The organism is Chitinophaga eiseniae, assembly GCF_012641265.1.
Classification (GTDB): domain Bacteria; phylum Bacteroidota; class Bacteroidia; order Chitinophagales; family Chitinophagaceae; genus Chitinophaga; species Chitinophaga eiseniae_A.
On the sequence record NZ_JABAHZ010000007.1, the window covers coordinates 285,784 to 307,702 of the forward strand.

Consider the following 21,919-nt stretch of genomic DNA (forward strand, 5'->3'; position numbering starts at 1 on the left):
GTTATGATTATAGGTATTGGAACAGACATTGTGGAGGTGCCCCGTATCGCGGCCAAGCTGGCTAAGGGCGAGGGGTTTCGCAACCTGGTATTCACGCCCTATGAAATCACCTATTGCGAAAAGCAGGCTGCTCCGGCCGATAGCTATGCTGCCCGTTTTGCTGCCAAGGAAGCAGTGTTGAAAGCCATGGGAACAGGTTGGGGAAACGGCGGCATTAACTTCGACGAGATAGAAATACGCAACGATGAAGCCGGCAAGCCGGAAGTATACCTGATTGGAAAGGGTGCCTCCAGGTACGGTACCATGGGCATCAAAAAAATATGGGTGTCTTTATCTCACGAAAAAAGCGCCGCCGTGGCGATGGTCATTATTGAAGGATAAATTTTTAGGGGAAGATGTATATACCAGATATTGAATTACAGTCGAAAGCAGCCATCAGGGCTTACCAGGAGAAAGAAGTGTTGCGCCTGTTGGGCTACCTGCGTGAATTTTCACCATTCTATAAAGCGTGGTTTAAAAAGCATGACATTGCTGCCGACCAGGTTCAGTCGCTGGAAGCATTTTCCATGATTCCACCGGTAACCAAAGAAGACTTACAGGAACACAACTGGGAATTTCTTTGCGTAGATAAAAGTAAGATTGCGGAATATACCACCACTTCCGGCACCCTCGGGCGCCCCGTCATTATTGCCCTCACAGAAAAAGACCTGCAACGTTTAAGTTATAACGAATACATTTCTTTTTGTTGCGCCGACGGAACAGACAACGATATTTACCAGCTGATGCTGACGCTGGACCGCCAGTTTATGGCAGGGATGGCGTATTACAACGGTATACGTAAACTCGGCGCCGGCGTATTACGCGTAGGCCCTGGCGTACCCAGTATGCAATGGGAAAATATACAGCGTATACAGCCTACCGTTATCGTAGGTGTACCTTCCTTTATCGTAAAGCTGATCGCCTACGCGAAAGAGCATCACATCGACATCAATAAAACATCTGTAAAGAAAGCCGTGTGTATAGGTGAAAACATCCGGAATACGGATTTTTCGCTGAATGTTTTAGGCAAAAAAATTACAGAGCAATGGAATATAAAATTGTATTCCACCTATGCTTCCACTGAAATGCAAACGGCCTTTACGGAGTGCAAAGCAGGTAATGGCGGGCATCATCATCCGGAGCTGTTGTATGTGGAATTACTGGATGAAAACAACCAACCAGTGGCTCCCGGTGAAGAAGGAGAAGTTACCATTACCACGCTGGGCGTAGAAGGCATGCCCCTGTTGCGTTATAAGACCGGCGATATCTGCCAGTATCATTACGATACCTGTAGCTGCGGCAGGCATACCTTGCGCTTGTCTCCCGTAATAGGACGTAAAAAACAGATGATCAAGTACAAGGGTACCACCTTGTATCCGCCGGCCCTGTTCGACCTGCTGAACGATATGGAAGATGTGAAAGAGTTTGTAGTGGAAGTATATTCCAATGAATTGGGTACCGATGAAATCCTCCTGCACCTTTGGCCCCGGGAAGAGTCGGAAGAAATGGACCGCAAAATAAAATCCTATCTCCAGGCCAAGCTACGGGTAATCCCCCAGGTGCGGTATACCGGCCAGCAGGAAATTATGCGTATGCAGTTTCCGGAAAACAGCCGCAAACCGGTAAAGTTTTTAGATAACAGAAATTAGCCGTTATTTATTTGTATATATAAAATAATGTTTATATTTATTCTTATTGATTACATATAAACAGGTATCCCTATGGGCATGAGTTTCGTTGTGGCGCTCAGCAATAAAGTATATCACCCTCAGCAGTTATCCACTTTACAGGATGATTTCCGGTTGAAAAGTATGGAGCCAACGGGTGAGAGTGTTTTCAACGGCCATTTGCGGATGAATGCTACAGAATGGACAATGAGCGTGTGCTATGGTGAAAAGGGCACCGTTATTATCTGCCCGGCTTCCGGCGTGGCAGAATCTACCCGGGTAAGAAAAGCTTCCGTTGGTGGCAAAACAGCGCTCATCACCTATAACGACAATGCCATGTTCTGTTACATCAGCGTATTTGAAGATGAAGCGGCCATTGCCGATATCGTATATGCCGATGGGATGATACAGTTTGGCGTAGTGAATGGCGATGTATTTAGTTATGCACGCAGCCTGTTTGGCGAAATCACCGGAACAGATTTCGGAGATTATATCGACGGGGAAAAAGTATATAACTACAAGTTCAGCATATAACTATAATACCAGGTCGCAATTGATTTCTACTTCATCTATCTGTGCACCGCGTTTTTTATAAAATTCAATAGCGTGCTGGTTCCAGTTGGATACCTGCCATCTTACCTTCTTACATCCTGCTTCCCTGGCTTTTTCTATCACGGCATCCATTAGTGCTGTTCCAATAGCATGGCCGCGATATTGGTCTTTTACATACAGATCGTCCAGGTACACCGCTTTTCCTGACCAGGAATAATAGGCGAAGAACCAGGTAGCAAATCCAATGACCTGGTCTTGGTAAATAGCCACAATACATTGAAAGCGATCTTTGTCCTGTATCATTTGTGGCAAAGTGATGGTTACCTTTTCCGGGGTTTTAATGAAGTGGGCAAACTCCCGGATAAGCTGATAGATTTGTGCGAAATCCTCTTCTCCAGCTGTTCTGATCGTGATGTCCATAGGAAATATAAATATTTGTGTAGTGTTTGATTAAAACCCCATCACCGCTATATCTTTCGGGTTATCCAGCTTCGTGCTTTTCCGTTCACCCCCTACCATTACATGAATCATATTTGTTTGCGTGGGATGTCTTTCATACAACAGGTTATTTTTTACCTGTACCTGTTTAGGCGCCGGAACATTTTCCGCTTCCAGGAAACTCCATACTGCGTCTTCTTCTATCTTATAGCCAATAAAATGTAAGGGAATTGTTTTGCCATCTAAAGTAATGATGAGATGACGGGAAAGATAACCGGCAATATAACCCTCCACCTGCTGGCGATTGGCAGGATGGGTGATGTCGAAAGAGGTCTTATATTCCGCTTTGAGTGTATTTTCCAGGTCGTCTGCAAAAATACGGCAGCTTACCTGCAGCTCTTTCTTCGCGGCATTATGCGAAATCTCCGTTACACTGGCATAAAAAGGATGAGCGGCTGTCAGCCACAAAGTCATCCACCATTTACAAAATAATAAGCCCACCTTTTTATATTTTTAAATTTACCGGAAGACAAAAATACGCTTTAAGCCGCCATATTCTCCGCTCACAATCCCGATTTTTTGGTTCAACACATTTGTATATTGATTTTTGAAGAACATTATTATCTTGTGTGCTTTGAAAATTTAAATACCAGTGAACGCAAATGCAAAGCTGGTAAAGCAATCATAACCAAAATATAGCAGGGCAGGGCAATGGATGAGTTGTATTTTCAGCTGGGGTGGCAGCATATTATCAATTGGGACGCTTACGATCACATTCTTTTTGTAATAGCACTGAGTGCCATTTACTTGTTGCGCGACTGGAGAAAAGTACTGGTATTGGTAACGGCTTTCACGGTAGGTCATTCTATTACACTGGCCTTGAGTGTGTTACATATTATCCGCATACCCGGGCCACTGGTGGAGTTCCTGATACCGGTCACCATATGTGTCACTGCGGTGTCCAACATCCTGAAAAGGGAAGATGAGCCACAGAACCTGCAACTGAACTATTTCTACGCATTGTTTTTTGGGCTGATTCACGGGCTGGGATTCTCCAATTACCTGAAAAGTTTATTGGGAAGCCAGGCCAACATCGTACAACCACTCCTGGGATTTAACCTGGGGCTGGAATTCGGGCAGATCATCATCGTCATGAGCATACTGCTGGTATCCACAACGATCGTGAAAATCAGCCACGTAAAACGCCGGGACTGGAACATGTTCCTATCGTCGGCCACCTTTGGAGTCGCATTTTTAATGGTTATACAAGGCGTTAGATCGCTGTTTTTTTAATACTGTTTATGAGAAAGAATCTTTACCTCGCCGGGGTATTGTGTTGCAGTATTTTGTCGCTGCAGGCACAGAATAACCCGGGCTCCAACCATGGCAACCGCTTCGAACAGCTGGGCACTATGCTGCAAACACCCAATATGTACCGCTCTGCCTCCGGGGCGCCAGGACCCAAATACTGGCAGCAACGGGCCGATTACGATATCGACGTGCAACTGGATGATGCCGCCCAGAAATTAACCGGCGCCGAAACCATTACCTACTTTAATAATTCGCCAGATCCGCTCACCTATATCTGGCTGCAGCTGGATGAAAATGAGCACGATCCGAAAAGCGACAACCAGTCTTTCAACGAAAGCCGGATGTCGGATAAAATGACCCTTTCTACGCTCAACAGCATCCTGCCGCCTAAGCAGGACCTGGGCGTGAAAATCACGAAGCTCACCGATGCAGAAGGCAAAACATTGCCCTACATCGTCAACCAGACCATGCTGCGGATAGATTTGCCCAAACCCCTGATGCCAGGCGAAAAATACCGCTTTAAAGTTTCGTGGTGGTACAACATCTCCGATCGTATGACCATCGGTGGCCGCGGTGGATATGAATACTTCCCGGAAGACAAAAACTACCTGTATACCATTGCTCAATGGTATCCCAGGCTGGCCGTGTATTCCGACTTCCAGGGCTGGCAAAATAAACAGTTCACCGGCAGAGGTGAATTTGCCCTCACCTTCGGTAACTTCAAAGTACGCATGACGGTACCCTCCGACCATGTGGTAGGCGGCACCGGCGAATGCCAGAACTATAAGGAAATGCTCAGCGCAGCACAATATCAGCGCTGGCAGCAGGCACAAAACAGCAAAGAACCGGTGGAAGTAGTGACCCTGGATGATGCGAAGAAAGCCATACAAGGCCATGCCTCCAGCACCAAAACCTGGGTGTATGAAGCACAGAACGTGCGCGACTTCGCCTGGGTATCTTCCCGCCGCCTCGTATGGGATGCGTTGCCCACTAACGTAGAAGGCAACAAGGTAATGGCCATGTCGTATTATGGTCCTGAAGCCTATCCGCTCTATCACCGCTATTCCTCTAAAGTGGTAGCACATACCCTGAAATCCTACTCGAAGCATACCATCCCTTATCCTTATCCCGTGGCTATTTCGGTAGAAGCAGCCAACGGCATGGAATACCCGATGATCTGCTTTAACTACGGCCGTGCCGATAAAGACGGTACTTACTCAGAAGCCACCAAAAATGGCATGATCGGCGTAATCATCCACGAAGTAGGACACAACTTTTTCCCGATGATCGTTAACTCCGATGAAAGGCAATGGACCTGGATGGATGAAGGATTAAATACCTTCTGCCAGTTTATGGCAGAACAGGAATGGGACAGCAATTTCCCTTCCGGTCGCGGCCCTGCCCATAAGATCGTAGATTATATGAAGATGCCTAAAGACCAGCTGGAGCCCATTATGACCAACTCTGAAAACATTGTACAGTTTGGTCCTAACGCATATGCCAAGCCGGCTACTGGGTTGAATATTCTCCGTGAAACCATTATGGGCCGCGAATTGTTCGACTTCTCTTTCAGGGAATATGCGCGTCGCTGGGCATTTAAGCATCCTACACCGGCCGATTTCTTCCGCACCATGGAAGATGCTTCTGCGGTAGACCTGGATTGGTTCTGGCGCGGATGGTTCTTCGGTATCGAACCGGTAGACATTTCCCTCGACAGCGTGAAATGGTTCCGCATGGATGGCAATGACCCGGAAAAAACAGCCAAAACTGCCCAGGCAGCGTATGATAAAAACATGGACCATGTTGCCCGTCAACGGAATAAAGCTGCCGGCGTGAAATATGCGGTAGACCAGGATACCAGCCTGCAGGACTTCTACAGCAAATGGAACCGGTTTGAAGTAAGCCAGGAAGACAAAGATGCCTACAGTAAGTTCTATAACGGCTTAAGCAAAGAAGAAAAAGCACTGTACGACAGCAAGAAGAACTTCTACCAGCTTACCTTCTCCAATAAAGGCGGACTGGTAATGCCACTGATCATTGAGTGGACGTTTGCAGATGGCACCAGGGAAACAGACCGTATTTCTGCCTACATCTGGCGCAAGAATGAAAATGAAGTGACCAAAGTATTCGCCAAAGACAAACAGGTAGTGGCCGTAAAGCTCGACCCCCTGCGTGAAACCGCTGATATCGACGAAAGCAATAACAGCTGGCCCCGTGAAGCGGCTCCTTCCCAGTTTGAGCTGTTTAAAGCCCAGGGAGGCGTACGCGGTGCTTCCACCGGCGACAACCCCATGAAGAAAGCAAAAACAAAATAATCGCGCTATTTTATATTTTGTGGCGGCTATCATCCCGGATGATAGCCGCCCTTTTTTTGATATTCATAAAAGCCCGAGTGATGAAATTATTTGCCCGTTTACTGATACTGCTGTGTTGTACCCAGATGGCAAAGGCCGCAGACGTAGACACTGTCAGTATTTACAGCCAGAAAATGCACCGCGCCTACAATTGTGTGGTCATTACACCCTCCACTTATAAAAGCGGCACCCAGCGGTACCCGGTAGTATACCTGCTACATGGCGCCGGTGGTGATTATGCCAACTGGGTCACCAAAGTGCCTGCCATTAAAGAACTGGTAGACACCTACCAATGTATGGTGGTATGCCCCGATGGTGCCGTTACCAGCTGGTATTTTGATAGCCCGGTAGATAGCAGCGTGCGGTTCGAAAGCTATGTATCCACAGAGATACCCGCCTATATCGATCAGCATTATCAAACAATGCCGGAACCTCATTACCGTGCTATTACAGGCCTCAGCATGGGAGGCCATGGAGCCCTGTTTCTCGCTATCCGCCATCCGGAGGTTTTTGGCGCTGCCGGCAGCATAAGCGGTGGCGTTGACCTTCGTCCTTTCCCCAAAAACTGGGACATTGCCAAACGACTGGGCCCTCCCGGTACTGCAGGTGCTAACTGGACCGACTATACGGTAATTAAGCAGGTAGAAAAGCTGAAACCAGGCGCCCTGTCTATTATCATCGACTGCGGGGTAAAAGACTTTTTTATAGATGTAAACCGCGACCTCCATAAGAAATTATTGCTGGCGGGTATCGACCACGACTATACCGAACGCCCCGGTGAGCACAATTGGGACTACTGGGCTAATTCCATCCAGTATCAGCTGTTGTTCTTCCATCGTTTCTTCCAGTAAACAAACGCTTATATGCATAAAGAAAGCCGGTTTTCAACAAAACCGGCTTTTGCTTTTGTCCTGTATCTATGAAAATTCGAAAATTTTTGTTCTCTTAAAAAGTCCGTCAACAGGAATGCCAACGGCTGTTAATTTGAATGTGACCTATGTTGAGTGAATGCTAAATGCAATATTTTTTAAGAATCATTTGGTGTGATAGAATGCCGGTCCTCAACAGGACCGGCCTTTTTTATGCACGCGATTCAAAATAAAATGTTGATTTATTTTACCGGATCCCACCAGAGGTGAGTACCGCCTACATCTTTTTGTGGTGTTAGTGTGGCAATTGCCTTTTGAATGGCACCTGCATTAGTAGCGTATTCATTGCTCGGGAAATTAGCCCTGCGCACGAAATCGGCCGTGGTGATAGCGCCATTACTGTTGTTGATCACTACCGGGAAGAGTTTAGGATAACCGGTTCTGCGGAACTCAGACCAGGCTTCTTCTCCTTCAGGGTAGTTGGCAATCCATTTTTGTGTGATAATACGTTCCAGTTTCTGGTTGAAAGTGGCGGCAGCATCCCATTTAATAGTGATGGTGCTCAGGTAGGGGGAACCGGCAAGTATATCGTTCTGACCAGCGGTGATGGCTTTAGGATCTTTGTACTCATTAGGCTTGGCGGTACTATTGTTATAATAAGTAGCCGCGCTGCCCAGCTTGTATTGATCAAAGGACGCCTGGATGCCGGACTGGTAGTTGGTTTGCGGATCACCGGCGTTGGCCCATCCGCGGACACCGGCTTCTGCCTTCAGGAACCAGCCTTCAGCGGCGGTCATCAGCTGTATTTTGCTGGGGAAAATAGCCAGCTTGGAGTATTTCAGGTATCTTTCTTTTGCATCGATGTTGATACCGTTGCGGATACCTTTAAATATACCAGCTACAGCCGGATCGGTAGCTATCTGGAAGAATTTAGGCAAGCGCGGATCATTGTAGCCACCCATGATAGATTCTGCCGGGGCGCCCATGCGGATATCACCCCAGGAGTCGTTGATGGTATTCAACGGGTGCGTGGTAGCGCCAATATCCACCAGGAAGTTGTCGGCAGTACCATCGGTCAGCAAGCCGCCGGCATTGGCCAGGGCAGCTTCGCCCTCTGTTTTTGCTTTGGCCGGATCAATATTCACAACACGCAAAGCAAGACGTAAGCGCAGCGTATTGGCGAACTTCAGCCACTGGATGTATTTGCCACCGTATACGAGGTCCGCTTTCCCAAATAAAACGGATTGTTGCTGATCTTTGATCGGTGTGAGAATATCGATCGCTTCTTTCAAATCGGCGAAGAAAGCATAATAGGCGTCTTTCTGGCTGTCTAAATCTACGGTACCGTCTGCATTAGGCTGATTGTACTTAGTGTAGATAATAGGACCGTAAATGTCGCTGATACGATGCATGGCTTCCACCTTCAGGATCTGCGACATAGCATACGTTTCAGGAAATTTAGATTTGGAGTAGGTGCTCGCTTTGTAACAAGGGTTCATCACGTTACTATAGGCAATTCTCCAGGCAGCGCTGGTCCATCCATCCAGCAGGTTATAGCTGAGGTTATTACTGTTGCCCGCAAATGGAGTGGCCGACATCATGTAACCGCTAAACACATCTCCCAGCAGGTTTTGCTGCAATTGAAAATCCGGCACCGGAAGATATAAGTAAATACTGCGTTGCGCCTGTTGTAATTGTGCCGCTACCAGCGCAAAGTCGCCCTGTAAATCAGCATCGGTAGACCCATACGGATTTTTGTTGATTTCCTCGAAGTTCTTGGTACAGCTGCTGAAACCTAATAAGGCAGCGGTCAGGACCAAACCTATTTTTTTATATGATTTAAAATTCATGGCTCAATTTTTTTGTGTGCTGAATCAGGTTAAAACGTAGCTTTCAGGTTCAGTCCAAAGCTGCGGGTAGAAGGCAGACCAAATACATCCACACCCTGAACACCGTTATCTGTACTCATGCTCATTTCAGGATCGTAAGGCGCTTTTTTGGTGAAGAAGAACAGGTTACGTCCTACCAGGCCTACCTTCAGATCTCTGAGCACATTGTTGTGCATCGGAATGGTATAACCAATGGCCAGCTCTCTCAAACGCACGTTGGTAGCATCATACATGTAGTATTCAGTGATACCGGCGCGACCGGCTACACCACCGTAAAATACTGCTGCAGGGATTTTACCGGTAAATTTACCGCCACTGGCTTTGGTGGCATTGAACGCTACACCACCATTGTCGCGGGCATCTGCGGTAACTTTAGATACGCCATATTCATCCAGCATAGCCTGTGTAATACTCATTACTTTACCTCCAAAACGTCCGTCGATCAGGATGTTTAAGCTGAATTGTTTCCAGCTGAAACTGTTGTTCCATCCCAGCAGGAATTTAGGAGTAGGATTACCCAGGAAAGACAGCGGACCATCGGCCGGCAAAGGCTTGCCATTATCATCTACCAGGACGCTGCCGTCTGCACCGCGTTTGAAGGCACGGCCATAGATGTCACCAAAGGAACTTCCTTCATGCAGTTTCAGTGCATAGCTGTTTACGTTGTCGCCTTTAGGTGTAATGGTATAGTCGCCTTTCAGCTGCGGAGCCAGTTCTATCAGCTTGTTCCGGTTATGGGTAAAGTTGAAGGAGGTTTGCCAGTTCAGGTTTTTGCTTTTGATAACCTGGTAGCCCAAAGTAGCTTCTATACCGGTGTTTTGTACATTACCTGCGTTCACGAAGGCATTAGGATATAAATAACCTGCGGAGATGGTAAAGTCAAAATACTGGTTTTTAGTATGTGAGTTATACCACGTGATATCGAAGTTCAAGCGGTTGTCAAACATTCTCCATTCTGTACCAAATTCAACAGAAGTGGTCATTTCCGGTTTCAGCGGTAATCCCAGGTAAGCGCCGGATGTATTGGAGGTCAGCGTACCGGAAGTAATGGTATTTACCGGCAGGGTAGAAAATGGCGCTACGTCGTTACCCACTTTGGCATAAGAGCCGCGCACCTTACCATAGTCTATGAATTTAGGCATGTGGAAGATGTCGCTGAGGATGGCGTTTAAACCGCCGGAATAATAGAGGTAACCCTTCTTGGCATTTGGCGTGTAAGCCAGGGTGGAAGACCAGTCGTTACGCGCGGTTAAATCCAGGAATACTTTCTGCTGCAAATTGAAACCTACGGTTCCAAATACAGACTGGAGCTGTCTCCTGGTGCCGGTCGGTATAATTTTAGCCGCCGGGCTCAGGTTGATGTTACCAACATGGAATATATTGGCAAAAGCCAGGTCAGCATCTTTGGAATCGATGAAGTTACGATCCTGCTTCAGGTCTGTTATACTGGTACCTGCGGTGAAGTTGAAGCCTATTTTATCAGAAATTTTAGGACTTCCTACAAATAACAGGTCGCCATAATACTGTGTGCTGGACAGGTAATCGTAGGTATAACGACCATTGGCATCAGCAATAGTGGTTTGTGTACCGGCATTGGCTTTTAATTCATATTTATCCCAGGCTTTATTCACATTACCGCGGGCTTGTACGCTTAACCAGTCGGTGAGCGTATAACGCAAGGCCAATGACGTGATCAGGTTATCCTTACGGTTTTCGGTGACGTTCCTGTTCAGGATCCAGTAAGGGTTCTGCTGGGAGTCTTGTCCGTCCAGCTTTTTATCGATGTTGAGGTTCCACCAGTCCTGCACATACATGTTGCGGGTAGGAGAGAAGTACTCGTAGTTGTTCTTGTACTGGTCGAAGTTTAAACCTCTTGGAAACAGGTATAAGCCCGTCAGTGCGTTATAATATAAACCGGAGGTAGGGCGGTTATGTGCATTTTGAGTGGTCATTTGCACGTTCGCGTCCAGGTTCAGTTTATCGTTCAGGAAATTGGCGTTTTCCCGGAAGTTGAGAGTGTGCTGTCCATATTTGGCGGTAGGCACAATACCCTTATTGGCGGTATTGGAGTAAGAGAAATAGGTCTGTGCCTTTTCTGTACCACCAGATACGTTTACCGAGTTGATCCAGGTAGTACCGGTCTGGAAGAATTTCTTTACATGATCAGGACTGCTACCTTTATCGCCCCAGCTATACAGGTTGCCCGGAGAGGATTGCAGGTAAGAGTACTGCAGGTCCGGACGATAAGAAGGCTGATCGAGTGTAAAGTTGGACGAGTAAATAATTTTTGCTTGTCCTGCTTTCCCTTTTTTGGTAGTGATCATGATCACCCCGTTGGCTGCCTGGCTACCGTACAACGCAGAGGCGGAGGCGCCTTTCAGTACGTTTACGCTTTCGATATCGTCAGGGTTAATGGTGCTGAGGATATCACCACCATCGCGGCCGCCGGAGGAAGTACCGGATGCCTGACCCCAAAGATCGCTGGGCTGGGCGCTGGTGAAATTGGCAATGGGCACGCCATCCACTACATACAGTGGCTGGTTTTCACGGATGGACTTTTGTCCGCGTAATACTACCCGGGAAGAACCGCCCACACCGGATGCACTGCGGTTGATCTGCAAACCCGATACTTTACCGGATAAGCTGTTGATAACGTTTGTTTCTTTTACGGTAGTCAGATCTTCTCCTTTTACCTGTTGGGTGGAGTAGGTGAGATCTTTTGCTTTACGTTGAATGCCCAACGCAGTTACTACCAGTTCATTTAATCCTTTAACGTTGTCGTCCAAAGAAACGTTGAGCGTAGCGCCGCTGCCTACTGCCACTTCTTTTACGGCAAAACCTACGGAGCTGAAAACCAGTACATCGCCGGTTTTGGCGTTGATATGATATTTACCGTCTACACCAGTTTGTGTACCTCTTGAAACACCTTTCACCTGTATCGTAACGCCGGGCAATGCATTGCCCTTGCTATCGCGTACGGTACCGCTGATTTCCCTGTCCTGTAAAATACTACGGAATGAAGTGGTGGGCGAATAACGATAGCCGGCGGCCTTCGCATACGCACTGTCTGCTAAGATGGAAGTGAGCGCAAGACCGGTCATAGCACACACTTTCATAAGGCGTAGGTTTTTTTTCATACTTGCCTTTTTTTTGGTTAATAAATGGGATTTGTATTGTTGCATTAAACTGACCATTTTTAAATAGATCAAGGTGATGAATAGTTGTTCATACGTGCCGGGTACAGGACGTGCAAAGCCGTTAGCATGGCGGATGCCATCCTGTTATAGTTGTTTGTAATATTTTAGTCAATAGCCGGACTCATAGGTACGTGCAAGGCCTCATCGCGTGTGGCAATGTCTATTCGGGTTGAGTCCTGTTATGTGTTTTTCTTACATGAAATGTTGTTTTTTATAACGTCTGTTTTTTACAGGCTGCATCGCTTAAAAGCGCCGAAATAGTGCGCTATGCAAAAGGAGTCGTACGGAGTTGAAACTAGTACTACGTGATTTTAAAAAATTTTTAATTTTTTTTAGCAGCTATCGAATGTCCCACCAGAGCGGCGTCCCCCCGGTGTCCGGTCCCTTCAGGGTGGTAATAGCACGGGCTACCGCTTTAGGATTGGTAACCAGTTCTACCTGTGGCATAGGTAAACGGCGGATAAATTTTTCGGTAGGAATGGTACCGCCACTATTATTAATTACTACGGGGAATAACTTAGGGTAACCGGTACGCCTGAATTCAGTCCAGGCTTCCTGTCCTTCGGGGAACATGGCAATCCATTTCTGTGTGATGATACGCTCCAGCTTTTGCTCCCTGCCGGCGCTTTCATCCCATTTAATGGTAATGGTGCTTAAATGCGGATCGCCCGCAGATACATTATTTTCTGGGTTTTGAGGGTCAACATATGGCTTGGGCTTGTCAATACTATTGTTCATATAGTCGTTAACGTTATTAATTCCATATTGGTTGAAAGAAGTGGTAATACCGGCGGCATAGTTATCAGCTGCAGTACCGGCGCCTTTCCAGCCATTTAATGCGGCTTCCGCTTTCAGGAACCAGGCCTCTGCAGCTGTCATAAACAGGATATTGCTGTTGAATTTTACCAGTTGGGAGAAGCCACTGTATTCTTCTTTCGCCGAAATACGGATACCGTTACGGATGCCATGATACACATTGGCGCCATCGTCGGTGGGCACAAAATAATGTGGTAGCCGAGGGTCTTTATAACCTGTCAGGATAGACTCCATTGGCGCGCTCATGCGTATATCCGCCCAGGTATAACACATGATGTTCAGCGGATGGGTAACAGGCGCAATGTTGATGGCAAAGTTGTCAGCCGCCGTTTTCAGCAACCCTAAAGGATGACTGAGGGCCGCTTCCCCTTCCTGCTTTGCCTTTTGCGGATTAACGCCGGCAATACGGATGGCCAGGCGCAGTCGCAGGGTATTGGCAAACTTCACCCACTGGGTATAGTCGCCTTTATACGCCAGGTCGAATGAAGTAAAACGCTGCACGGCATTCCTGTTGATATATGCGGTAAGCGTGTCCACCGCCTCCCGCAGATCATTGAAAAACGCATTATAGGCTTGCTCCTGCGAATCGTAATCAATGCCCATTTCATCGTTTAGTACGCCATAATGCGTATACATAATAGGACCGTAAATGTCGCTGATGCGGTGCATGGCCTCCACTTTAATAATCTGCGCCCATGCATAAAAATCACTGTATGTGCCTTTTGCCTTCTGTTGCGTAAAATCGCAGGACTTCATCACATTGGTATAGGTAACCTGCCAGGGACGGTTGTTCCAGTAATACAGCAGGCCATAATTGGTATTGTTGATATTGCCTTCAAAAGGAGTGGGCGACATCATATACCCCGAAAAGATATCAGCATTCAGGTTTTGCTGTAGCTGCGCAGTAGGAGGATCGTTGTAGATCAACAGGCATAGCTGCGCCTGCGATAAAGGTTCCCCCATCAGGCGATAGTCCGCCGCCAGGTCCTCTTCGTTAAAATCATAAGGATTGGTGTTAATCTCATCAAACTTTTTCGTACATGCACTTACCAGCATAATGGCCACCAGGGCAAATAATGTGGATATGTTCCTCCTGCTGTTCATTGGTGAGTATTTTAAATACCTAATCTTAAATTGATTCCCATACTCCGCAAAGGCGGAAGCCCGAATACATCTACCCCCTGTAAGCCATTGCCCGTACCCATCGATACTTCCGGATCGAAAGGCGCATGCAGCTCAAAGAAGAACAGGTTCCTGCCTATAATGCCAGCCCTCACACTGCGTATCCATTTCCATTTTAATGGAATACGGTAACTCAGGCTCAATTCCCGCAGCCGTATATTGGTGGCGTCATACATATACATTTCGCCAATACCGGCCCTGGAGCCGATGGTGGTATAATAAGTCTGCGCATCAATTTTACCGGTGTAGGGGCTCCCGTTTTTATTCACTGCATTAATGGATACGCCTCCATTGTCGCGGGCCCGGGCACTCACTTCACTCACGCCATACCAGTCGAGCACGGCCTGTGTAACGCTCATGACCTTGCCGCCAAAACGACCGTCTATCAAAAAGCTCAGGTTAAAATTTTTATAATCGATGCTATTATTCCATCCCAGGGTGAAATCAGGATTCGGATTCCCTACTTTTTTAAACGCATTGCGCGACTGCAGTTTACCTGCGCCATCCAGTATGTACGCGCCGTGATCGTCTTTTACTAACTCTTTGTTAGAGTAAATATCTCCCCATGATCCTCCTTCCATAATAAAGGAACCAAACATATTTACGCCGAAGTCTGTCAATATAAACATACTGCTGCTGTCGGCGCCTATAATCCGGGAGTTGGATAAGGAAACAATTTTGTTCTTATTGGCGGCGAAGTTGATGGTGCTGGTCCAGGAAAGCGCTTTATTCCGTATGGGCATCAGCGTTAGGGTGGCTTCCCATCCCTGGTTCTGGATATTCCCCATGTTCAGGTAATAAGTACTGAACCGGTAGCCCGGAGGAGCGGGAATTTCCATGTATTGTTTGTAGTTGTTATTCTTATAGAAGGTAAGATCCGCCGTCACCCTGTTTTTGAGCAGGTGGGCTTCCAGACCTATTTCAAACGAGCGGTTGTCTTCCGGTTCCAGGGTCAGGCCGGGGTAGATGGTGCGCTGGTTCAATATCACACGGGTAACCCCGGCAATGGTTTGCAGGGAAAACGAAGCGGGGCGGGACGAATACGCCGCAATATCATTGCCTACCCGGGCATACGAAATACGGGAACGGAGAAAGTCAATGCCGGCGGGCATCTTAAACATTTCACTCCATACTGCAGAAAGCCCGGCAGAATAGTAGAAGTAACCTTTATTCTTGGTATTGGTAAACGCAAAAGTGCTGGACCAGTCGTTACGCCCGGTAATATCTAAAAACAGGAAGTTCTTAAATCCGGCTTGTACGTTGCCAAACAGCGCCTGTAGCTGTTTCTGGTCAATGCCATGCTGAGCATCCAGCGAGGAGCTCCAGATATTGGAGATGGAAAATTTATTGGGATAAATTAAGCCCGGATCTGCATTGGGATTGGAGCCGTTGAAAGTGCGTTCATGTGCTTTGGTGTCGGTAATACTTGCGCCCAGGTTGCCTGCCAGGTGCAGCCAGCTGTTGATCTTGCTGCTGGCATTTATCATGAGATCTCCGTATAGCTGGGTATTGAATTCTCGCTCCTGGGTATAACGGCCATTGGAACCTGCCAGCACAATCTGTGTACCGGCGTAAGCTTCCAGTTCGTACTGGTCGAGCGATTTATCAAAGTTGCCGCGACTTTTTATAGACAGCCAGTTATTCAGCTGCCAGGTGAGCGACAGGGTAGCTAATCCCCTGTACCTGGAATCGAGGCGCAGGTTACGTTGCAGTGCCCACATCGGGTTTTGCTGATCATCCTGCCCAATCCATTTTTTATCGCTGCGAATGTTCCACCAGTTTTGCAGGTATAGGTTACGATCCGTATCAAAATATTCAAAGTTGTTTTTGTAGTAGTCAAAATCCAATCCCCTTGGAAAGGTATATAGCCCGGAAATGGGGCTGTAGTAGAGACCGGACGACAACCGGTTTACGGTGTTTTGCGCGGTAAAGGATACGTTGGCATCCATCACCAGCTTGTCGTTGAGTAGTTTTAATGTTTCGCGTAAATTAACGGTATGCCGGTCAAACCGGTTGGTAGGCAGAATGCCTTTGTTCGAGGTATTGGCATAGGAAAAGTAGCTTTGTGCGGTTTCGGTGCCACCGCTGAAGGCCACGGTATTGGTCCAGGTAGACCCGGTCTGGTAAAATGCCTTTACATGATCTGGTGCTTGTATGGACTTGCCCCAGCTGCCCAGCGATCCCGGCTGCGGTGTGCCTACATGGTCTATACCCGGTGGATCTGTTTGGGCATACCGGTATTGTAATTTCGGCAGCAGGGATGGCATTTCCCGGGTGTAGTCGGAGGAAACATCGATTTTACTGCGACCGGCTTTTCCTTTTTTGGTGGTGATAAGGATAACGCCGTTGGCGGCCTGGCTGCCGTATAAAGCGGCCGCGGAAGCGCCTTTGAGGATGCTGATGCTTTCAATGTCATCAGGGTTGATGTTGGAGATGCCATCGCCGCCATCGCGGCCCCCGGCGCCTATGATATTATGCGATTGTCCCCATACATCGGCCGGTTGGGAAGGCGTATTGTTAACATAGGGTACGCCGTCTACAATATACAGGGGTTGATTTTCCCGGGTAGATTTATTGCCTCTCAGTACCACGCGTACAGAGCCGCCTACGCCGGAAGCGTTGCAGGTAATAGTAGCGCCCGCCGTTTTCCCGTTGAGGGAATTCATGAAGTTGACGTCTTTTACCAGCTGTAAATCATCGCCTCCCAGTTGTTGGGTGGAGTAGGGCAGCTCTTTTGCTTTTTTCTGCAGGCCCAGCGCTGTGACCACCAGCTCATTCAACGCTTTCACATTTTCCTGCAGGCGCACGTCTATTACATTTTCCGGGCATACTACTATTTCACGGTTAATGAAACCGATAGAGCTGAATACAAGGATGTCGCCGGTGCTGGCTTTAATGGTAAAACCAGCATCGGCGTTGGATTGCGTTCCTTTGTTTGTATGTTTTATCTGGATGGTAACTCCGGGGAGCGGCGTGCCTTTGTTATCGCGTACAATCCCTGTGATATCTCGTTCCAGTGATACATGATTCAGCAGGACTACACTGGGTGACGATGTTTTTTCACTCGCTGTGCCTACTATGATTTTGTTATTGATCCGGGTAAACTTTAGTCCGCTTTGTACTGACATTAACGTGAGCACTTCTTCGATGGGTGTTTTGGTGCAGTTTAACGTAATCTTTTTCTTCAGGTTAAGATCAGCTTTGTCGTAATGAAAGTTTAGTCCTGTTTTTGCCGAAATTTCGGCCATTACATCTTCCAGGTTTTTATTTTTTACCTGGATGGTGACGACAATATCTGTGGGCGGGTCGGGTATTTGCGTGATGGCACTAGTCATGGTGTTCAGGCTACCCGCCAACAGGAGTGTCAGCATCAACCCCATGGATACAAACCACTTCACGGGGCACGGCTTTACCCTCATATGAACTAGTTTTGATTTTGCAGATAAACGGTATCGTTTTTAATGGTATAAGAAAGTGATTTTGCCAGGCAGATAATATCCATAACGTCTTTAAGGCCTTCATTTTTGAAGGAGCCGTTGTAATTCCATTCTTTTTTGTCGCTGTTGTTCACAACTGTAACACCGTAACGATTTTCGATGCCTGTAACGATTTCATTGTAAGGAGCATCTCTGAATACCAGGTATCCCTGTTTCCACCCGGTAATGTCGTCAGGCTTACTAAAACTGGTTTTTACCAGGTGCAGGGAAATGCGGTCGTAGCTGATCTGTTCACTGGGGAGCAGGATGAGCGGGGCCGATTGCTGACTGGCATTCAGCTGGTCTATTTTCACCTTACCGGTGAGGAGGGCTACCGTCACTTTTTGTTCGCTGGCGTAAGCGCGGATATTGAAAGACGTACCCAACGCGGTGGTGGCCAGGTCGCCGGCTTTTACCACGAAGTGGCGGGCAGGATCGGCGGCTACATTAAAAAATGCCTCTCCTTCCAGTAATACCACGGTGCGGATGTCACTACCAAAGTGCTCAGGGTAAAGTACTTTACTGCCGGCATTCAATTCCAGGCTGCTGCCATCTTCCAGGGTAATACTTTCCTTATTGCCTTTCCCGGTGCTTACTTCCACGAAGCCGTCTCTCACCACGCGATGTCCCTGGTTGGCTGCCAGCGGAATGGCATGGTCAATGCCCGGAAGAGGAGTCACCTGTTTGGGTTGGTTGAGCCAGAATATGCCTACAGCCAGCAGGAAAACGGCCGCAGCCACAAAGGCGTACCAGTAGCGGGTATACAGCGGTTTTACGGGTGGCGCCGGCGCTATCTGTTGGTTCAGTTGTATTTTTAAGCTGTCGAGCTCCCGGTCCAGTTCTTTTTCATCTACGTAGGTGGACTGGTGACGATTTATATTTTCAAACCACTGATCTACAATAGCTGCTTCCTCCGGTGAGCATTTCCCCTGGTTATATCGTTCCAGCAATATTTTGATCTGTTCTGTGTCCACCTGCTCGGATTTTATGTGTTCTTAAGTCGGAATAACGTGGAAATAGTACCATCGCCACCGGGTATTTTTTATGAAATACCCGGTTTAAATGAATAAATAGCGGATCAGCAGGATGCAAAGGAGGATAAGATCCGTTTTGGCATAGCTGGCCCTTAATATTTTTAATGCTTTAGTGATCTGGTTTTTAACGGTTTGCTGCGATAGTCCCAGGTGATCGGAAATCTGCTCTACGCTGAGGTTTTCGAACCTGCTCAGCATAAAGATTTCCTTCATGCGTTCGGGCAGATGGTTAATCGCCTCAAATAGTTCCTGGGTTCGCACTTTATTGTCTACCGTATCTGCAATAGAATGGGGTTGCGCATCAAAGTGCTCAATCAATTGTTGCAGGTACTTGCGATAGGTGGCGTTTTTCCGGTAAATGTCAATGATTTTATAGCGGGCTACCTGGTACAGGTATGCTTTTAATGATTCTTTCAGTACCAGTGAATGCCGCTTCTCCCATAGTGAAATGAAGAGTTCCTGCAGTACATCTTTGCTGATCTCTGCCGCGTCGAGCTTGCTGTGTATAAATAAATACAGCATCTTACTGTAGCGGTCATAAATGGCATTGAAGGCTGCACTATCATCGCTTTTTAACAGCGATACTAACTGGTTATCGGAATAACTGCTGTACATTGAATGACAGTAGTAATTAAGCGTTTTGGTTGATAATTACTGAAATGAATGTAAGAAGAAAATTTTGATATTCTGAAATTTGACAGTCTACTTTTTAAAATAACTAAATAACCAAATACTAAAATAATTATATTTTTATCATGCTTCCTTCAGACGGAGCTCATTCTTATACTCCTTAGGCGTTTTGCCGACGATCTCTTTAAAGAAGCGGTTGAAGTTGGAGAGGTTTTTAAACCCGCAGGAATAGGCGATTTCGGCGATAGACCAGTCTTCTTCTGTTAAGCGCTTGCAGGCATGGCCTATGCGCACTTCATTTAAAAACTGTACAAACGATTTCTTGGTGCGATTCTTAAAGAAGCGGCAGAATGACTGTGGCGACAGGTTGGTGATGCTGGCTACATCCTGCAGGGAGATTTCTTTAGAGAAGTTATTCATCACGTATTTGAACACTTCATCGATCTTATGATTGTCTTTTACGTTGTAGGCATGGGAGTAACCGGTGCTGGCCAGGTAATAACAATCGCGTGTTTCTGATAAAGTTTTCAGGATGTTGAGCAAAGAAATAATGCGGTCCAGTCCCTCTTTCCGGGGAAGGGCCAGTATTTCAGGTTTCAGCAGTTCATGGGTGGCGCCGGTAATTTTCATGCCCCGTTGTGCCCGGTGGAATAACTCGCTGAGCGCTTTCGTTTCCGGTAATCCATAAAATTTCTCCCCGAAAATATCCTTTGGGAAATAGATGACCACCGACCGTGCTTTTAAATCATCGCCCTTATAGTATTCTTCTTCATTATACCATACGTGCGGGATATGTGGTCCAAGAAACACCATGTCGCCTTCCTCAAAGCTTTCAATGCTATCTCCCACAATTCGCTTCCCGTGGCTTTCCGTAACATATACTAACTCACATTCCGGGTGGAAGTGAAACGGTGTATTGAAATATGGATCACTCCTCTCAATGATGGTGATCTGGTTATCGGCAAAAGCCCCAACTTTAATAAGGATGGGTTTCATTCATGTATTAATTTAAGCTACTATATTACTGTGACAGTCCTATACTTTATTACCATCGCCATTATACCCCCCTGGGGAACCCCTATGCTGGCAGGTGTGTCGTATACAGATCGTCCTATGAATGTTGCCAAGTTATTAAAAATTGGTTAAAAAAACATCATTTTAGCCAAAATAACCTTTTTATGTGATGGAAGGCAGACAATCCGATAAGGAATAAGTTTTTCAATGTAGCTTGGAATAATTAATACAACAACGTAATTTTCAACTTCATTTTGTAAATTACGCTGGGCTAAATCGATGTAGCGTTTTTTTCTATGAAAGGGATCTCTATTAAAGATATTGCAAAGCAAGCTGGTGTATCTCCTACAACGGTATCTTTTGTGCTTAACGGCAAGGCAAAAGAAAAAAGAATCAGCGAACAGGTAAGTAAGAAAATCCAGAAAATTGCCGCCCGGCTAAAGTATAAGCCCAACCAGCTGGCCCGCGGATTACGTACCGGTAAAACAAAAACCATTGGTCTCATTGTAGAAGATATTGCCAACAACTTTTTTGCTTCACTCGCCAAAGTAGTAGAAGATGAAGCAGATAAATACGGCTACAAAGTACTCTACGGCAGCACGGAAGACAATACGGAAAAAGCAAAAGGCCTGTTGGAAGTATTGAAGTACCGGCAGGTAGATGGCTACATCATCACGCCTACTAAAAACCTTGATAAAGAAATAGAATTGCTGCAGAGCGCCTCCAAACCGCTGGTACTAATGGATCGCTACTTCCCGCATATCAACAGCAGCTACGTAGTGCTCAACAATTATAAAGGCGCTTATGACGCTACTACACACCTGATTGCACAGGGATATAAAAAGATTGCCATTGTTACCATCGCCTCAGAACAAACCCAGATGAAAGATCGCCTGGATGGTTTTGTGGCTGCATTGAAAGAACATAAAATACCTTTTAATAAATCGCTGGCGAAGCGCCTCGCTTTTGATCTCGACAGGGAGAGCTTCAACACAGAGATAAAGAAATTCCTCACTACCGTAAAAGATCTCGACGCAGTTTTCTTTGCCACTAACTACCTGGGTATTGCTGGTATAGAAAGCATCCGTTCCCTGGGGTGGGAGATAGGCAAAGAAATTGGCCTTGTTGGCTTTGATGATCATGATCTTTTCCGCCTGCACAGTCCTTCTATTACCTGTGTATCGCAACCTATTGCCAGCATCGGGAAAAATATTGTGGAAGTGCTGATGAATGAATTAAATCACCCGGGATCACCTTCCAGGCAGGTAGTACTGGCGCCGGAACTGGTGGTGCGTGCGTCTTCTTCCCGCACCTGATTAAGCAGAATGTGTCGTCCTGAAATAGGTTGACAGATTTAAAGATATTCCCGGTCGTCATTAGATGACCGGGATTTTTTGTTCGTGGACCTGACCTGGTGTTTTAAGTTTAAGGGCCAGATGCGGTCTGTATTG

Annotated in this window: 16 protein-coding genes; 7 read left to right on the forward strand and 9 right to left on the reverse strand. The window is 46.8% G+C overall.

Annotated elements, in window-relative coordinates:
• Window positions 1-3: 3 nt before the first annotated feature.
• The 3 genes from HGH91_RS25560 to HGH91_RS25570 all read left to right on the forward strand — a co-directional run bounded on the left by HGH91_RS25560 (window position 4) and on the right by HGH91_RS25570 (window position 2,240).
• The gene (locus tag HGH91_RS25560; RefSeq protein WP_168741717.1) at window positions 4-381 is read left to right on the forward strand and encodes a holo-ACP synthase; all 378 of its coding nucleotides are present in this window, start codon (window positions 4-6) and stop codon (window positions 379-381) included.
• A gap of 14 nt (window positions 382-395) precedes the next feature.
• Window positions 396-1,688 carry a phenylacetate--CoA ligase family protein gene (locus tag HGH91_RS25565; protein ID WP_168741719.1) on the forward strand — a complete coding sequence of 431 codons (1,293 nt, stop codon included), beginning with the start codon at window positions 396-398 and terminating at the stop codon, window positions 1,686-1,688.
• Between the two features lie 72 nt (window positions 1,689-1,760).
• Window positions 1,761-2,240 (forward strand): hypothetical protein, encoded by a 480-nt coding sequence (locus HGH91_RS25570; RefSeq protein ID WP_168741721.1) that lies wholly within the window; start codon window positions 1,761-1,763, stop codon window positions 2,238-2,240.
• Here the strand turns inward: HGH91_RS25570 and HGH91_RS25575 are convergent, their stop codons facing one another.
• Window positions 2,241-2,678: a GNAT family N-acetyltransferase gene (locus HGH91_RS25575; protein WP_168741723.1), complete on the reverse strand. Its 438-nt coding sequence runs from the start codon at window positions 2,676-2,678 to the stop codon at window positions 2,241-2,243. It abuts the gene before it with no gap.
• A gap of 30 nt (window positions 2,679-2,708) precedes the next feature.
• On the reverse strand, window positions 2,709-3,197 hold the full coding sequence (locus HGH91_RS25580) for a DUF6702 family protein (protein WP_168741725.1): 489 nt from the start codon (window positions 3,195-3,197) through the stop codon (window positions 2,709-2,711).
• Window positions 3,198-3,407: 210 nt separating this feature from the next.
• Here HGH91_RS25580 and HGH91_RS25585 point away from each other — a divergent pair, with 210 nt between their 5' ends.
• The 3 genes from HGH91_RS25585 to HGH91_RS25595 all read left to right on the forward strand — a co-directional run bounded on the left by HGH91_RS25585 (window position 3,408) and on the right by HGH91_RS25595 (window position 7,212).
• Window positions 3,408-3,989 carry a HupE/UreJ family protein gene (locus tag HGH91_RS25585; protein ID WP_168741726.1) on the forward strand — a complete coding sequence of 194 codons (582 nt, stop codon included), beginning with the start codon at window positions 3,408-3,410 and terminating at the stop codon, window positions 3,987-3,989.
• A gap of 8 nt (window positions 3,990-3,997) precedes the next feature.
• Window positions 3,998-6,322, forward strand: a complete 2,325-nt coding sequence (locus HGH91_RS25590) for a M1 family metallopeptidase (RefSeq protein WP_168741728.1) — start codon at window positions 3,998-4,000, stop codon at window positions 6,320-6,322.
• Between the two features lie 80 nt (window positions 6,323-6,402).
• The gene (locus tag HGH91_RS25595) at window positions 6,403-7,212 is read left to right on the forward strand and encodes an alpha/beta hydrolase (protein ID WP_211092424.1); all 810 of its coding nucleotides are present in this window, start codon (window positions 6,403-6,405) and stop codon (window positions 7,210-7,212) included.
• Between the two features lie 260 nt (window positions 7,213-7,472).
• On the opposite strand, the gene HGH91_RS25600 is transcribed toward HGH91_RS25595, so the two are convergent.
• From HGH91_RS25600 to HGH91_RS25630, 7 genes are all read right to left on the reverse strand, one after another.
• Window positions 7,473-9,080 carry a SusD/RagB family nutrient-binding outer membrane lipoprotein gene (locus tag HGH91_RS25600; RefSeq protein WP_168741730.1) on the reverse strand — a complete coding sequence of 536 codons (1,608 nt, stop codon included), beginning with the start codon at window positions 9,078-9,080 and terminating at the stop codon, window positions 7,473-7,475.
• A gap of 29 nt (window positions 9,081-9,109) precedes the next feature.
• Window positions 9,110-12,256: a SusC/RagA family TonB-linked outer membrane protein gene (locus HGH91_RS25605; protein WP_168741732.1), complete on the reverse strand. Its 3,147-nt coding sequence runs from the start codon at window positions 12,254-12,256 to the stop codon at window positions 9,110-9,112.
• A gap of 399 nt (window positions 12,257-12,655) precedes the next feature.
• Window positions 12,656-14,236, reverse strand: coding sequence for a RagB/SusD family nutrient uptake outer membrane protein (locus HGH91_RS25610; RefSeq protein WP_168741734.1), 1,581 nt, complete (start codon window positions 14,234-14,236; stop codon window positions 12,656-12,658).
• Between the two features lie 11 nt (window positions 14,237-14,247).
• A complete protein-coding gene (locus tag HGH91_RS25615) occupies window positions 14,248-17,733 on the reverse strand; it encodes a SusC/RagA family TonB-linked outer membrane protein (RefSeq protein WP_168741736.1) in 3,486 nt (1,161 codons plus the stop codon).
• A gap of 5 nt (window positions 17,734-17,738) precedes the next feature.
• Window positions 17,739-18,764, reverse strand: a complete 1,026-nt coding sequence (locus tag HGH91_RS31430; protein ID WP_168741738.1) for a FecR family protein — start codon at window positions 18,762-18,764, stop codon at window positions 17,739-17,741.
• An 84-nt stretch (window positions 18,765-18,848) separates the two neighbouring features.
• Window positions 18,849-19,439 (reverse strand): RNA polymerase sigma factor, encoded by a 591-nt coding sequence (locus tag HGH91_RS25625; RefSeq protein WP_168741739.1) that lies wholly within the window; start codon window positions 19,437-19,439, stop codon window positions 18,849-18,851.
• Window positions 19,440-19,577: 138 nt separating this feature from the next.
• Window positions 19,578-20,450: an AraC family transcriptional regulator gene (locus HGH91_RS25630; RefSeq protein ID WP_145672108.1), complete on the reverse strand. Its 873-nt coding sequence runs from the start codon at window positions 20,448-20,450 to the stop codon at window positions 19,578-19,580.
• Window positions 20,451-20,764: 314 nt separating this feature from the next.
• Here HGH91_RS25630 and HGH91_RS25635 point away from each other — a divergent pair, with 314 nt between their 5' ends.
• Window positions 20,765-21,784 (forward strand): LacI family DNA-binding transcriptional regulator, encoded by a 1,020-nt coding sequence (locus HGH91_RS25635; RefSeq protein ID WP_168741741.1) that lies wholly within the window; start codon window positions 20,765-20,767, stop codon window positions 21,782-21,784.
• The last annotated feature ends 135 nt before the right edge of the window (window positions 21,785-21,919 follow it).